The organism is Pseudomonas sp. B21-036, from assembly GCF_024748925.1.
Taxonomy (GTDB): Bacteria; Pseudomonadota; Gammaproteobacteria; order Pseudomonadales; family Pseudomonadaceae; genus Aquipseudomonas; species Aquipseudomonas palmensis.
The window spans coordinates 1,008,584-1,021,493 of record NZ_CP087178.1 but is presented as its reverse complement, the minus strand read 5'-3'; the positions used below and the strand labels follow the sequence as shown (position 1 = coordinate 1,021,493).

14 protein-coding genes are annotated in these 12,910 nt (G+C 65.8%); 9 read left to right on the top strand and 5 right to left on the bottom strand.

Translation table 11 applies throughout. From position 1 onward, the window contains the following. Positions 1-74: 74 nt before the first annotated feature. The 3 genes from LOY33_RS04465 to LOY33_RS04455 are packed head-to-tail and all read left to right on the top strand — an operon-like array spanning position 75 to position 2,625. Entirely contained in the window at positions 75-1,316 is a 1,242-nt protein-coding gene (locus LOY33_RS04465) for a D-amino acid dehydrogenase (RefSeq protein WP_210014177.1), read from the top strand. A gap of 25 nt (positions 1,317-1,341) precedes the next feature. Beyond that, on the top strand, positions 1,342-1,692 hold the full coding sequence (locus tag LOY33_RS04460; protein WP_258661884.1) for a RidA family protein: 351 nt from the start codon (positions 1,342-1,344) through the stop codon (positions 1,690-1,692). A 30-nt stretch (positions 1,693-1,722) separates the two neighbouring features. Next, positions 1,723-2,625 carry a transporter substrate-binding domain-containing protein gene (locus LOY33_RS04455; RefSeq protein ID WP_043864448.1) on the top strand — a complete coding sequence of 301 codons (903 nt, stop codon included), beginning with the start codon at positions 1,723-1,725 and terminating at the stop codon, positions 2,623-2,625. 219 nt (positions 2,626-2,844) lie between these two features. Here the strand turns inward: LOY33_RS04455 and LOY33_RS04450 are convergent, their stop codons facing one another. The 3 genes from LOY33_RS04450 to LOY33_RS04440 form a co-directional block, all read right to left on the bottom strand. Then, positions 2,845-3,144, bottom strand: a complete 300-nt coding sequence (locus LOY33_RS04450; protein ID WP_043864447.1) for an addiction module antidote protein — start codon at positions 3,142-3,144, stop codon at positions 2,845-2,847. 2 nt (positions 3,145-3,146) lie between these two features. Further along, positions 3,147-3,437, bottom strand: coding sequence for a type II toxin-antitoxin system RelE/ParE family toxin (locus LOY33_RS04445; RefSeq protein WP_371917311.1), 291 nt, complete (start codon positions 3,435-3,437; stop codon positions 3,147-3,149). A gap of 246 nt (positions 3,438-3,683) precedes the next feature. Beyond that, positions 3,684-4,592 carry an EamA family transporter gene (locus LOY33_RS04440; RefSeq protein WP_258661879.1) on the bottom strand — a complete coding sequence of 303 codons (909 nt, stop codon included), beginning with the start codon at positions 4,590-4,592 and terminating at the stop codon, positions 3,684-3,686. A 93-nt stretch (positions 4,593-4,685) separates the two neighbouring features. Here LOY33_RS04440 and LOY33_RS04435 point away from each other — a divergent pair, with 93 nt between their 5' ends. The 6 genes from LOY33_RS04435 to ssuD (LOY33_RS04410) all read left to right on the top strand — a co-directional run bounded on the left by LOY33_RS04435 (position 4,686) and on the right by ssuD (LOY33_RS04410) (position 10,963). Beyond that, entirely contained in the window at positions 4,686-5,468 is a 783-nt protein-coding gene (locus tag LOY33_RS04435) for a helix-turn-helix domain-containing protein (RefSeq protein ID WP_258661876.1), read from the top strand. Positions 5,469-5,706: 238 nt separating this feature from the next. Beyond that, positions 5,707-6,285, top strand: a complete 579-nt coding sequence (gene msuE / locus LOY33_RS04430) for an FMN reductase (RefSeq protein WP_043864443.1) — start codon at positions 5,707-5,709, stop codon at positions 6,283-6,285. Further along, entirely contained in the window at positions 6,282-7,427 is a 1,146-nt protein-coding gene (gene ssuD, locus LOY33_RS04425) for an FMNH2-dependent alkanesulfonate monooxygenase (RefSeq protein ID WP_258661874.1), read from the top strand. Before msuE ends, ssuD (LOY33_RS04425) begins: the two co-directional genes overlap by 4 nt. Beyond that, entirely contained in the window at positions 7,424-8,614 is a 1,191-nt protein-coding gene (locus LOY33_RS04420) for an acyl-CoA dehydrogenase family protein (RefSeq protein WP_043864441.1), read from the top strand. Before ssuD (LOY33_RS04425) ends, LOY33_RS04420 begins: the two co-directional genes overlap by 4 nt. Before the next feature lie 9 nt (positions 8,615-8,623). Further along, entirely contained in the window at positions 8,624-9,724 is a 1,101-nt protein-coding gene (locus LOY33_RS04415; protein ID WP_043864440.1) for a sigma-54-dependent Fis family transcriptional regulator, read from the top strand. Between the two features lie 99 nt (positions 9,725-9,823). Continuing rightward, positions 9,824-10,963, top strand: a complete 1,140-nt coding sequence (gene ssuD / locus LOY33_RS04410) for an FMNH2-dependent alkanesulfonate monooxygenase (protein ID WP_043864439.1) — start codon at positions 9,824-9,826, stop codon at positions 10,961-10,963. A gap of 38 nt (positions 10,964-11,001) precedes the next feature. Here ssuD (LOY33_RS04410) and LOY33_RS04405 read toward each other — a convergent pair whose 3' ends face one another. Together LOY33_RS04405 and LOY33_RS04400 are read right to left on the bottom strand one after the other, a co-directional pair. Next, the gene (locus LOY33_RS04405) at positions 11,002-12,054 is read right to left on the bottom strand and encodes a methionine ABC transporter ATP-binding protein (RefSeq protein ID WP_258661860.1); all 1,053 of its coding nucleotides are present in this window, start codon (positions 12,052-12,054) and stop codon (positions 11,002-11,004) included. A gap of 73 nt (positions 12,055-12,127) precedes the next feature. Then, entirely contained in the window at positions 12,128-12,898 is a 771-nt protein-coding gene (locus LOY33_RS04400; protein ID WP_078479931.1) for a MetQ/NlpA family ABC transporter substrate-binding protein, read from the bottom strand. Positions 12,899-12,910 lie beyond the last annotated feature (12 nt).

Below are 12,910 nucleotides of genomic sequence, written 5' to 3'. Positions count from 1 at the left end.
ATCTTTATTCATTGTTCGGCACCTGTCACCTGGCTCTAACCTCGGTCTCGTCTCAACCACGGCTAAGGAATGACATGGCTCAGCGTGTATGCATCATCGGCGGCGGCGTCATTGGCCTGGCAACGGCTTACGCACTGGTGCGCGATGGCGTTGAGGTGACCCTGGTCGAGGCGCGGGATTCGCTGGGCAGTGAAACCAGCTTTGCCAATGGCGGCCAGTTGTCCTATCGCTACGTGGCGCCCCTGGCCGATGCCGGCGTGCCATTGCAGGCCATCGGCTGGATGCTGCGCGGTGACTCACCGTTGAAGCTGCGCCCCCGCCTGGACCCGGCGCAGTGGCGCTGGATGGCGTCCTTTCTGGGGGCCTGCCGCTCCTCCGTCAACCGCACCAATGCAGCCCACCTGCTGCGCCTGGCGTTGTTCAGCCAGGCCACCCTGCAGGCCTGGCGCGAAGACGATGCCCTGGACGGTTTCCACTGGCGGCGCAATGGCAAGCTGGTGACCTTTCGCAACACCGCGAGCTTCGAGCACGCCCGCCACAGGCTGGCCGCCCCCCAGCAACAGCAGGTGCTGTCGTCTGCCGACTGCGCCCGCCTGGACCCGGCGCTGGCCGATGCCCCCTTTGTTGGCGCGATCTACACCCCCGATGAAGAGGTCGGTGACTGCCACGGCTTCTGCCAGCAACTGGCGGCGCGTTTGCGGGCCTCGGGCCGTTGCGAGTTCCGCCTGGGCCAGGCCGTGACCGGTATTCGCCAGGCCAATGGCATGGTGAGCGCAATTGAACTGGGGGATGAAGTGCTGCCAGTGGAGCATCTGGTGATTGCCGCCGGCCATCGCAGCCCACTGCTGACGTTGCCAGGGGTGCACCTGCCCCTGTACCCGCTCAAGGGCTATAGCCTCACCGTGCCGATCGGCGCCCACCACCGGGCCCCGGATCTGAGCATCACTGACTATGACCGCAAGATCGTCTACGCCCGCATCGGCGAGCAACTGCGGGTAGCGGCCATGGTCGACATCGTCGGCTTTGAACCGGCGCTGGACCCCAAGCGGCTGGCCCTGATCAAGCGCCAGGCGCGTGACACCTTCGCCAATGCCGGCGACTACGAGCAGGCCATCGAGTGGGCCGGTATGCGCCCGGCGACCCCTAGCGGCGTGCCGCTGCTGGGCGCAACGGCGTATCGCAACCTGTGGCTCAACCTCGGCCATGGTGCCCTGGGCTTCACCCTGGCCTGCGGCAGTGCGCAGTTGCTCGGCGAGCTGATCGGCCAGCGCCGCCCCTCCATTGATCTGCAGGGCTTTGCGCCCCGTGTGGCCTGAAATTACCCAAGAGAAGGACTATCCGATGACCATCAGCCGCATCCAGACCAATCCACGCTTGTCCGCTGCCGTGACCTTTGGCGACCTGGTGTTTCTCTCCGGCCAAGTACCGGGTGATGCCACCGACGCCGCTGGCCAGACTCGCCAGGTGCTGGCAAAAATCGACGCGCTGTTGGCCGAGGCGGGCAGCGACAAGGATCACCTGCTCAGCGCGACCATTTACCTGAAGGACATAGGTGAGGATTTCGCGGCGATGAACTACGTATGGTCGGACTGGTTGTCGCCTGGCCAGGCACCGAGTCGCACGACCTTGCAGGCCGAGCTGGCCCGCCCGCAGGTGCGAATCGAAATCAGCGTTATCGCGGCCCGCCGCTAAGCAATCCATCACCCACAACGGAGAATAACAATGCAAAAAATCACGTTGCTCGGCTGCACCCTGGGCGTATTGCTCGGCACTCAAGTGCAGGCTGAAGAAACCTCGCTGGGGCCGACCCTGAGCAAGATTGCCAGTACCAACAGCATTACCCTGGGTTATCGCGATGCGTCGGTACCGTTCTCCTACGTGGGCGATCACTCGGGTCAACCGATGGGTTACTCGGTGGACCTGGCGAACAAGATCGTCGAGCGCGTGCAGCAAAAGCTCGCGGCGCCCCAGCTCAAGGTCAAGTACAACCTGGTGACTTCGCAAACCCGCATTCCGCTGGTGCAGAACGGCACGGTCGACCTGGAATGTGGCTCGACCGGCGTGACCGCTGAGCGGCAAAAACAGGTGGCGTTTTCCTACGGCTTCATCTACGTCAAAGGCCAGTTGCTGACCGCCAACGACAGTGGGATCAAGAGCTTCGCCGACCTGCGCGGCAAGAACGTGGTGACCACCGCCGGCACCACCAACGAGCGCTATCTGAAGAGCTACAACATCGATAACAAGATCGACATGTTCGTGATCAGCGCCAAGGACCACGGCGAAGCCTTCCAGCTGTTGCAGTCCGGTCGGGCAGCGGCGTTCTACATGGACGATGCGTTGCTCTACGGCGAGCGCGCCAAGGCTCGCGATCCGCACAAGTGGGTAGTGGTTGGGGAGGAGCAGTCGCGGGAAATCTACAGCTGCATGGTGCGCAAGGACGATCCGCAATTCCTCGCACTGGTGAATTCGACACTGGGCGAGCTGTACAGCTCGGGGGAGATCAACGGGATCTACCAGCGCTGGTTTGAGCAGCCGATCCCGCCAAAAGGCTTGAACCTCGAGTTCCCGATGACCAGTGAACTCAAGGCGATCATTGCCAAGCCGGTGAGTGATCCGGTGCAGTAGCGATCAGTGCCCTCACCGGTTGGCGCGGGCTACCCGCCACCAGGGCTTGGGGATTGCTACTCCCCCAAACGGTAGGTCGAGCAGCAGTGTTCCGCTGAGTTCTTCAGCGTTCACTCTGAGGCGATTCACTGAGGACACGGTGATTTTTCTGGGCTGCCATACAGGCAGCTCAGAAGTTGTTTCCAGACAAAAAAGTCGCTGAAGCATTCCAGAATCAACCTACACCGAAGCCCCTCGATGCGAGCGCGCACAGAGTTCGATTCCCAGCGCATGCATCACCTTCAGCACCGTATCGAAACGAGGCTTGGCGCCTGGCGCGAAGGCCTTGTAAAGGCTCTCTCTTCCCAATCCAGTCTCTTTGGCAACCAGCGACATTCCGCGCGCTTTGGCCACGTACCCTATTGCACGTAAAAGCTCGTCGCTGTCGCCCTCTGCCAGCACCTGAGACAAGTACTCGCTGATGGCTTCATCACTATCAAGCAGTGCCGCCATGTCGAATGGAATCAATGTAACGCTCATGGTCAAACCTCTTTGGCCAACCGCTTGGCCATCCGGATATCTGCTGCTTGAGAAGACTTGTCCCCGCCTGTCAGCAACAAGATTGCTACGCCGCTACGCACGGTGAAGTACACCCGATAGCCTGGGCCGGAATCGATGCGCATCTCTGAAACACCATCACCAACCGCCTTCGTATCCCCCAAGTTGCCCGCAAGCGCACGTTCGATGCGTCGACCAATGGCGATCCTCGCTCGTACATCGCGTAGCGCCAGAAGCCAGCCGCTGAATGCCAAAGTCTGTTCTATGGAATAGATCACATCAGGCCCTGAATGTATCCCTACGGATACAGGCTGGCAAGCAAGATCACGTTTGGATGCTTACCAGACTGCCGGTGAATCGCTCGCCTTTCGAGCGAGCAACTGGAATACGATGGGCGCTTGCGCATGCCTCTGGAACAAGACAATTCCTGATTTGAAGCGGTACATTTCCCAAGGTTAAAAACCTGCCAGCTGCTGCAGTTGCAAGAGCATGTCACCTCCCTTCGCCAGCAACGCTGGCGCCTACACCGTCTCGCGCTCCCCTGTAGGCGCCAGCCTTGCTGGCGAATGCGCCCGCCCAGGCCACTTCACGAACCCCGCCCCCAGCGCCGCCAGAATCAACCCGATCGAAACCGCCTCGTGCGCATCCACCCGGTGCCCCAGCAGCACCATCGACCCTGCCACCCCGAATACCGGGATCAGCAACGACAACGGCGCCACCTTCGACACCGGGTACTCACGCAGCAGCAGGTTCCACCCCCAGTAACAGAAGTGCGTCGCCGCATACACCTGGAACACCAGCGAAAACACCGCCACCCACCCCACCTGCGCAGCCACACTGGTGAACGGCGCGGTGCCATGCATCAGCCAGGTGAGCAGCACCAGCGGCAGCGGTGCGAACAGGCTCGCCCACACCACAAAGGCAAACATCTCGCGCACCTTCGAGCGCTTGATGATCACGTTGCCCACACTCCAGCTGAACGCACTCACCAGCAACAAGCCATAACCCACCACCGAGCCATCGCCGGGCCTGCCATCGATGATGGACACCAGCCCCAGCACTGCCAGCCCCACCCCGACGCCCTGCCCCACGCCAAGGCGTTCGCGAAACAGCAACACGCCCCAACCCAGGGTGAAAAACGCACTGAACTGCACCAGCAACGCCGCCGTGCCCGGCGGCACGCCCAGCTCGATACCCAGGTTGATCAACGCCCACATCGCCACGCCAAAGATCAACCCGTACGCGGCCACCCAGCCCAGGCCGACCGCCGGGCGCCGGATGAAGAACACCCACGGCAACGCCGCCAGGGTGAATCGAAACGCCGTCAACAGCAGCGGGTCAATTGCGGCCAGGCCGAGCTTGGTGATGGGAAAGTTGAACCCCCACACCGCCGTCACCAGCACGGCCAGGGCCAGATGTTTCTTTTGCATGGCGTACCTATCCCGAAAGTCAGGGCGCCACTATGCGCAATGAGCACACTGGCTCGCTTGCACTATCAGGTCATAGATCATTAAATTCGGGCCATGCGCGAAATCGATATCGACCCCTATGAACACACCCCCCGCGACGCCGTGGTCACAGCCAACGACTATGACGACGGGCAGCACTTTGCCTTGCATACCCATCAGCGTGGGCAGTTCGCCTATGCGGCCTGCGGGGTGATCACGGTGTTCACCCGCCAGGGCAACTGGGTGGTGCCGCCGCAGCGGGCCATCTGGGTGCCCGCAGGCGTGCCCCACGAGATGAGCATGAACGGCCCGGTGACGATGCTGAACACCTATGTGCGCCAGCCTGCCGCCACCCGCCTCGGCCTGCCCGAACACTGCCAGGTGTTCGGTGTGTCGACGCTGCTGCGCCAACTGCTGCTGCGCGCCCGGGATGTGCCGGCGCTGTATGCCGAAGGCAGCCGCGAGGGCTACCTGATGAACCTGCTGCTGCACGAGATTGCCGACATGCCGGCGCTGTCGCTGAATGCACCGCTGCCCAGCGAGCCCAGGCTCGCCCGGGCCTGCCAGCACTTGCTGGCACAGCCCTCGCTGGATACAGGGATCGATGACATGGCCCGCCAGGTGGGCATGAGCCGGCGCACCTTCACCCGGCTGTTTCGCCAGCACACCGGCATCAGCTTCGTGGCATGGCGACAGCAGGCATGCCTGATGGCGGCGGTGGTGCGCCTGGGCAATGGCGAGGCGATCACGCGGGTGGCGACGGACCTTGGCTACAGCAGCCCCAGTGCGTTCACCAGTGTGTTCCGGCGCGTGCTGGGCGCGGCGCCCAGCCAGTACTTCGCCAACGCGGCAAGTTGATGCAACACGATTCGCTGCAACCCAAGCAGTAGCGCGCCAGGCCTACACAGATAGCCAACTGTCTGCCCAGCAACTGTTGCCCCAGCAACAGCCAGCCAACAAAAACCTCCCGCACCAACACCATTGCCACCTCACTACCGCGCCAGGCCCAGCAAAAACGGGGCCTGCGACTGTGGTACGGCTCTTGCTCAAGCCTGGGTAACGCTCTGAGCGCAGGGCCACACCACAGGACGCACACATGACCGCAGCACTCAAGGTCGTCGCCGTTTCCGGCGGCGCCTATCGCCCCTCACGCACCCTGGCACTGACCGAGGCGATCGTCGCCGAGCTGGGCAAGCACCTGCACATCGACGCCCAGCTCATCGAGCTGAGCGAGATCGCCCGCCCGGTAGGCGGCGCCCTGTCGCGCGCCGAACTGCCGGCCACGGTCGAACAGCAGCTGCAGGCCATCGAGCATGCCGACCTGCTGATCGTCGCCTCGCCGGTTTACCGCGGCTCCTACCCCGGCCTGCTCAAGCACCTGTTCGACCTGGTGGGCCAGGACAGCCTGATCGACACCCCGGTGCTGCTGGCCGCCACCGGTGGCAGCCCGCTGCATGCGCTGGTGATCGACCACCAGCTGCGCCCGCTGTTCAGCTTCTTCCAGGCGCTGACCCTGCCCATCGGCGTGTATGGCAGCGAAGGCGACCTGCAGAACTACCAGGTCAGCAGCCCGGTGCTGCAAGCCCGTGTCAGCCTGGCCGCCGAGCGTGCCGCACCGTTCTTCGCCGCCCACGCCCACAGCCAGCGCAAGCTCGCCAGCGGGGCCGAACGATGAACGTGTTCTGGTTCCTGCCCACCCACGGCGACGGTCATTTCCTCGGCACCAGCGACGGCGCGCGCCCGGTCACCCTCAACTACCTCAAGCAGATCGCCCAGGCCGCCGATGGCCTGGGCTACCACGGCGTGCTGATCCCCACCGGCCGCTCGTGCGAGGACTCCTGGGTGGTCGCCTCGGCCCTGGCGCCGCTGACCGAACGCCTGCGCTATCTGGTGGCGATACGCCCCGGCATCATCTCGCCCACCGTGTCGGCGCGCATGACCGCCACCCTGGACCGCCTCTCCGGCGGGCGCCTGCTGATCAACGTGGTCACCGGCGGCGACCCCGACGAGAACCGCGGCGACGGCATCCACCTCAGCCATAGCGAACGCTACGAGGTCACCGACGAGTTCCTGCGTATCTGGCGCCGCGTACTGCAAGGCAAGTCGGTGGATTTCGAGGGCAAGCACTTCAAGGTCGAGAACGCCAAGGCGCTCTACCCACCGGTACAAAAGCCCTACCCGCCGCTGTACTTCGGTGGCTCGTCCGATGCCGCCCATGACCTGGCCGCCGAACAGCTGGACGTGTACCTCACCTGGGGCGAACCGCCCGCCGCCGTCGCCGAGAAGATCGCCGATGTGCGCGCCCGCGCCGCCAGGCACGGGCGCACGGTGAAGTTCGGCATCCGCCTGCACGTGATCGTGCGCGAAACCGCCGAAGAGGCCTGGCAGGCCGCCGACCGCCTGATCGCGCACATCAGCGACGACACCATCGCCGCGGCGCAACAGTCCTTCGCGCGCTTCGACTCCGAAGGCCAACGGCGCATGGCTGCCCTGCACGGCGGTCGCCGCGACCAGCTGGAGATCGCCCCCAACCTGTGGGCCGGTGTGGGCCTGGTACGAGGCGGCGCCGGCACCGCGCTGGTGGGCGACCCGCAACAGGTGGCCGCGCGCATCAAGGAATACGCCGACCTGGGCATCGAAAGCTTCATCTTCTCCGGCTACCCGCACCTGGAGGAAGCCTACCGCTTCGCCGAGCTGGTGTTCCCGCTGCTGCCAGAACCCTACGCCAGCCTGGCCGGGCGCGGCGTCACCAACCTGACCGGGCCGTTCGGCGAAATGATCGCCAACGATGTGCTGCCCAAGGCGCAGACCGCATGAGTGCCAAGCAACCGGAACCCACCCTGCTCAGCCCGCTGCAGACCGCGCGCGCGCTAGCCGCCGAGTTCGCACTGACCGCCGCCGAACGCGACGAGCGCGGCGGCACACCCAAGGCCGAGCGTGACGCCATTCGCCACAGCGGCCTCTTGGCCCTGAGCATTCCCACGCAGTTCGGCGGCATGGGCGCCAGCTGGGGCGAAACCCTGAACATCGTGCGCGAGTTCGCCCGGGTCGACAGCTCCATCGCCCACGTGTTCGGCTTCCAGCACCTGATGCTGGCCACCGTGCGCCTGTTCTCCAGCCCCGACCAGTGGCAGCCCTGGTTCGAACAGACCGCCCGCAAGAACTGGTTCTGGGGCAATGCCCTGAACCCGCTCGACACCCGCACCGTGGTCAAGAAGTACGACGGCTGGCGCGAATTCTCGGGCAAGAAGAGCTTCTGCTCCGGCGCCAGCGACTCGGAAATGCTGATCGCCTCGGCGGTGGATGAAAGCGCCGGCGGCAAGTTGCTGATCGCCGCCATCCCCACGGCACGTACCGGCATCACCCTGCATGGCGACTGGAACAACATGGGCCAGCGCCAGACCGACAGCGGCAGCGCCACCTTCGAGCGCGTGCGTGTCGAGGAATCCGAACTGCTGCTCGACCCCGGCCCGCTGAGCACTCCGTTCGCCTGCCTGCGCCCGCTGATCGCGCAACTGCACTTTGCGCACATCTTCCTCGGCATCGCCGAAGGTGCGCTGGAAGAGGCACGCCAGTACACGCTCAAGGAAGGGCGACCGTGGTTCAAGTCCAACGCCCGGCACGTCAGCGAAGACCCGTACATCCTGCGCCACTACGGCGACTTCTGGGTGGGCCTGGAAGGCGTTCGGCTGCTGGCCGAACGCGCCTGCAACCAGCTCGACGAAGCCTGGCACAAGGGCCCCACGCTGAGCAGCGACGAGCGCGGGCAACTGGCGCTGTCCATCGCCGCGGCCAAGGTGGCGGCCACCCGCACCGGCCTGGACCTGTGCAACCGCCTGTTCGAAGTGACCGGCGCGCGCGCCACGCATGCCTCGCTGCGCTTCGATCGCTACTGGCGCAACCTGCGCACCCAGACCCTGCACGACCCGGTGGACTACAAGGTCCACGAGCTGGGTGACTGGGCCCTGAACCGGACGGTGCCCGCCCCGTCCTTCTACTCCTGAGGGCTGCCCATGCACCTGTTGACGCTCCCGCCATCGCCAACCCTGGCCACCTCGATCAGGGCCACCGCACAGGTGTTCGAAGACCCGAGGTCGCAGGCGCTGCTCGCCCACCTGCAGCAGGTCGCGCCGAGTGAGGCCAGCGTGCTGATCATTGGCGAAACCGGTACGGGCAAGGAGCTGGTGGCGCGACATATCCACAACCTCAGCCGGCGCCACCACGGGCCGTTCGTGGCGGTCAACTGCGGGGCGTTCTCCGAGTCGCTGGTCGAGGCCGAACTGTTCGGCCACGAAAAGGGCGCCTTCACCGGCGCCCTGGCGTCCAAGGCCGGCTGGTTCGAGGAAGCCGACGGCGGCACGCTGTTTCTCGACGAGATCGGCGACCTTCCGATGGCCATCCAGGTCAAGCTGCTGCGCGTGCTGCAGGAGCGCGAAGTGGTGCGCCTGGGGTCGCGCAAGAGCATCCCGATCAACGTGCGCGTGCTGGCCGCCACCAACGTGCAGCTGGAAAAGGCGATCAACGCCGGGCACTTTCGCGAAGACCTGTTCTACCGCCTCAACGTGGTCAGCCTGCAGCTGTACCCGCTGCGCGAGCGCCCAGGCGACATCCTGCCGCTGACCCGCCACTTCATGGCCAGCTACAGCGCCCGCCTGGGCTATGGCGATGTGCAGTTGAGCAGCGAGGCCGAGCACAAGCTGGCCAGCTACGACTGGCCGGGCAACATCCGCGAGCTGGAAAACGTCATCCACCACACCCTGCTGATCTGCCATGACGGCGTGATCCAGCAGGACGACCTGCGCCTGTCCAACCTGCGCATCGAGCGGCCCGAGGGCACACCCGCCCCGGACACATCCGCCAACGCCCTGTTGCAGCGCGCGTTTCAGAAGCTGTTCGAAGAAGAGCACGGCGCGCTGCATGAAAAGGTCGAGGAGGCGCTGCTGCGCAGTGCCTACCGCTTCTGCCACTACAACCAGGTACACACCGCGCGCCTGCTGGGCCTGAGCCGCAACGTCACCCGTGCCCTGCTGATCCGCATCGGCGAACTGGTGGTGAACAAGCGCCAGCCGCCACCGGAGCCGAACGCCACACGCGTCATCAACCTGTCGATCTGACCCAGACTTGCCCAAGCAAGCAGCGACCTCACCCACCTTGCGTTGCACGCCGTCCCGGCCGGGGCGGTGGCCCATTCTTCCTGCAACGAGCACCCCACCATGAGCCTCGATATCTTCTGGTTTCTGCCCACCTCCGGCGACACCCGCTACCTCGGCCACTCCGCCAGCGGGCGCCCGGCCACCAACGCCTACATGCGCCAGATTGCCGTGGCCGCCGAGAACCTCGGCTATGACGGCATCCTCATCCCCACCGGCAGCAGCTGCCTCGACCCCTGGGTCACCGCCGCCAGCCTGGTGCCGGTGACCCACCGCCTCAAGCTGCTGGTGGCCCTGCGCACCTCGCTGGGCAACCCCACCGCGTCGGCGCGCCAGGCCGCCACCCTCGACCAGGCCAGCGGCGGACGCCTGCTGCTCAACGTGGTGCCCGGCGGCGATGCCACCGAGCTGGCCGCCGATGGCGTGTTTCTCGCGCACGACCAGCGCTACGACGCCGCCGACGAATTCCTCACCGTGTGGCGTCAACTGCTCAGTGGCGAACGGGTCGACTTTCACGGCGAGCACCTGCGGGTGGAGGGCGCGCAGAACTTCTTCGCGCCGGTGCAGACGCCCTACCCGCCGCTGTACTTCGGTGGCTCGTCAGCCGCCGCGCACGAGCTGGCGGCCAGGCATGTGGACGCCTACCTGACCTGGGGCGAGCCACCCGCCGCGGTGGCCGAAAAGATCGCCGACGTGCGCGCCCGTGCCGCCCGCCACGGGCGCACGGTGCAGTTTGGCGTGCGCCTGCATGTGATCGTGCGTGAAACCAGTGAACAGGCCTGGGCGGCGGCCGAGGAACTGATCAGCCACCTGGACGAGGCCACCATCGCCGCCGCACAGGCCAACTACGCCAGCATGGATTCCGAAGGCCAGCGGCGCATGGCCGCGCTGCACGGCGGGCGCCGCGACCGGCTGGAAGTCTCGCCCAACCTGTGGGCCGGGGTTGGCCTGGTGCGTGGCGGCGCCGGCACCGCACTGGTCGGCGACCCGGCCACGGTGGCGGCACGGCTGCAGGAGTACGTCGCCCTGGGCGTGGACCGCTTCGTGCTGTCGGGCTACCCGCACCTGGAGGAAGCCTACCGCTTCGCCGAACTGGTGTTCCCGCTGCTGCCCGGCAAAAGCAAGGTGACGGTGGATGGCGCCTTCACCGGGGGCGCCTTCGACGTGCGTGCCGGCCAGGCCAGGCCCGCCGCCAGCCAGTAACGGGCAGGGCCCGGGCTACCCGGTGCAGGCCGGCCGGCTCAGGCCCGTGCGGCCACCCGCTCGACGCTGTCGGCCACTGTGCGGGCCTGCTGCAGCACCTGCGCACACACCTGTTCAGGGGCCTCCACGCGCACGCGCAGACGGCCAAGGATACGCCCCTGGATACGCTCGATATTGGCCTGCACCAGGTGGGTCGGGTAACCCAGTGCCGCGCTGATCGCGCTCAGCTCCGGCGCCTGGCCACGGGCCCCGGTGTAATGCAGGTCGAGCAGCCAGTCGCCGGCGCTGGCTGGGGCCAGGTCATGGGCGCCGCCAGGGTGCAGGGTGCGCAGCAGGGTGCGGGTCACCTCGTGGCACGGGCAGCCGAACACCCGCCACACCTCGCCCTGCTCCACCACCTCGCCCGCCTCCAGCACCACCACGCGGTCGCACAGCTCGCGGATCACTTCCATCTCGTGGGTAATCAGCACGATGGTCAGGTTCAGGCGCCGGTTGATATCGCGTAGCAGCGCCAGAATCGACTGGGTGCTTTGCGGGTCCAGCGCCGAGGTCGCCTCGTCGCACAGCAGCAGGTCGGGCTGCAGCACCAGCGCCCGGGCGATGCCGACGCGCTGCTTCTGGCCACCGGACAGCTGTGCGGGGAAGGCATCGCGCTTGTCCTCCAGGCCCACCAGTTGCAGCATCTCGCTCACCCGCCGCTCGCGCTCGGCGCGGCCAATGCCGGCCAGCTTGAGCGGCAGGCCGATGTTCTCGCCGACGGTTTTCACCGACATCAGGTTGAAGTGCTGGAAGATCATGCCGGTGCGCTGGCGCTGACGGGCCAGTTGCGCGGTGTCGTAGCCGGCGATGTCCTCGCCGTCGATCAGCACCTGGCCGTTGCTGGGTTGCTCCAGGCGGTTGAGCGAACGCAGCAGCGACGACTTGCCCGCGCCGCTGCGCCCGATGATGCCGAACACCTCGCCCCGGCGTATCTCCAGGTTGATGTCACGCAGCGCATGCACAGTGCGCTCGCGCCCCGGGTACTGCTTGCCGAGCCTCACCAGGCGGATATGCACGGCGCCTGCCAGCGGCTGTTGATTGAAACTGACCATGGATCAAGGCCTGCCCTGCGAAGGATGCGATTCGACCAAGGCCCGCGCTGTCGCCAGCGCGGGCCACCGGGGCTCAGAAGCCGGGCACTATCTGGCCCTTGTAGCGGGTCAGGATGAAGTCGCGCACCTGTGGCGAGTTCAGCGCCTTGGCCAGCTTCTGGATGCGCGGGTCATCGATGTTGTCGGGGCGTGCGACCAGGTACTCCACGTACAGGTCCTTGCCCTTCTCCACGATCAGCGCGCTGCTGGTATCGATGCCCGCCTCCAGCGCGTAGTTGGCGAAGACGAACGCCAGGTCCACCTGGTTCACCGCACGGGCCAGCAGCGCGCCTTCGAGTTCGCGAATCTTCAGGTGCCTTGGGTTGGCCGCGATGTCGCGCTGGGTCGCCAGGGTGTTGCTCGGGTCCTTGAGGGTTATCAGCCCGGCTTCGTGCAGCAGCACCAGGGCCCGCCCGGCGTTGACCGGGTCGTTGGGGATGGCGACGCTGGCGCCGTCCTTGAGCTCGGCGATGCTCCTGATGCGGGTGGAGTACGCACCGAAAGGCTCGATGTGCACGCCCACCACCGGCACCAGGTCGGTCTTGCGGGTGGCGTTGAATTCGTCGAGGAACGGCCGGTACTGGTAGTAGTTGGCGTCCAGGTTCTTCTCGGCCAGTTGCAGGTTGGGCTGGATGAAATCGCTGAACACCTTGATGTCCAGGTCCACGCCTTCGGCCGCCAGCGCCGGTTTGACGAACTCGAGGATCTCGGCATGCGGCACCGGGGTGGCACCCACCACCAGTTTCTCGTTGGCGTGCGCCGACAGCGACAGCACGGCGGCCAGTACGGCCAGGGTCTTCTTCATGGGCTTGCTCCT

Coding starts and splice junctions, on each gene's coding strand:
- LOY33_RS04465 (WP_210014177.1), top strand. CDS start 75: ATGGCTCAGCGTGTATGCATCATCGGCGGCGGCGTCATTGGCCTGGCA.
- LOY33_RS04460 (WP_258661884.1), top strand. CDS start 1,342: ATGACCATCAGCCGCATCCAGACCAATCCACGCTTGTCCGCTGCCGTG.
- LOY33_RS04455 (WP_043864448.1), top strand. CDS start 1,723: ATGCAAAAAATCACGTTGCTCGGCTGCACCCTGGGCGTATTGCTCGGC.
- LOY33_RS04450 (WP_043864447.1), bottom strand. CDS start 3,144: ATGAGCGTTACATTGATTCCATTCGACATGGCGGCACTGCTTGATAGT.
- LOY33_RS04440 (WP_258661879.1), bottom strand. CDS start 4,592: ATGCAAAAGAAACATCTGGCCCTGGCCGTGCTGGTGACGGCGGTGTGG.
- LOY33_RS04435 (WP_258661876.1), top strand. CDS start 4,686: ATGCGCGAAATCGATATCGACCCCTATGAACACACCCCCCGCGACGCC.
- msuE (WP_043864443.1), top strand. CDS start 5,707: ATGACCGCAGCACTCAAGGTCGTCGCCGTTTCCGGCGGCGCCTATCGC.
- ssuD (WP_258661874.1), top strand. CDS start 6,282: ATGAACGTGTTCTGGTTCCTGCCCACCCACGGCGACGGTCATTTCCTC.
- LOY33_RS04420 (WP_043864441.1), top strand. CDS start 7,424: ATGAGTGCCAAGCAACCGGAACCCACCCTGCTCAGCCCGCTGCAGACC.
- LOY33_RS04415 (WP_043864440.1), top strand. CDS start 8,624: ATGCACCTGTTGACGCTCCCGCCATCGCCAACCCTGGCCACCTCGATC.
- ssuD (WP_043864439.1), top strand. CDS start 9,824: ATGAGCCTCGATATCTTCTGGTTTCTGCCCACCTCCGGCGACACCCGC.
- LOY33_RS04405 (WP_258661860.1), bottom strand. CDS start 12,054: ATGGTCAGTTTCAATCAACAGCCGCTGGCAGGCGCCGTGCATATCCGC.
- LOY33_RS04400 (WP_078479931.1), bottom strand. CDS start 12,898: ATGAAGAAGACCCTGGCCGTACTGGCCGCCGTGCTGTCGCTGTCGGCG.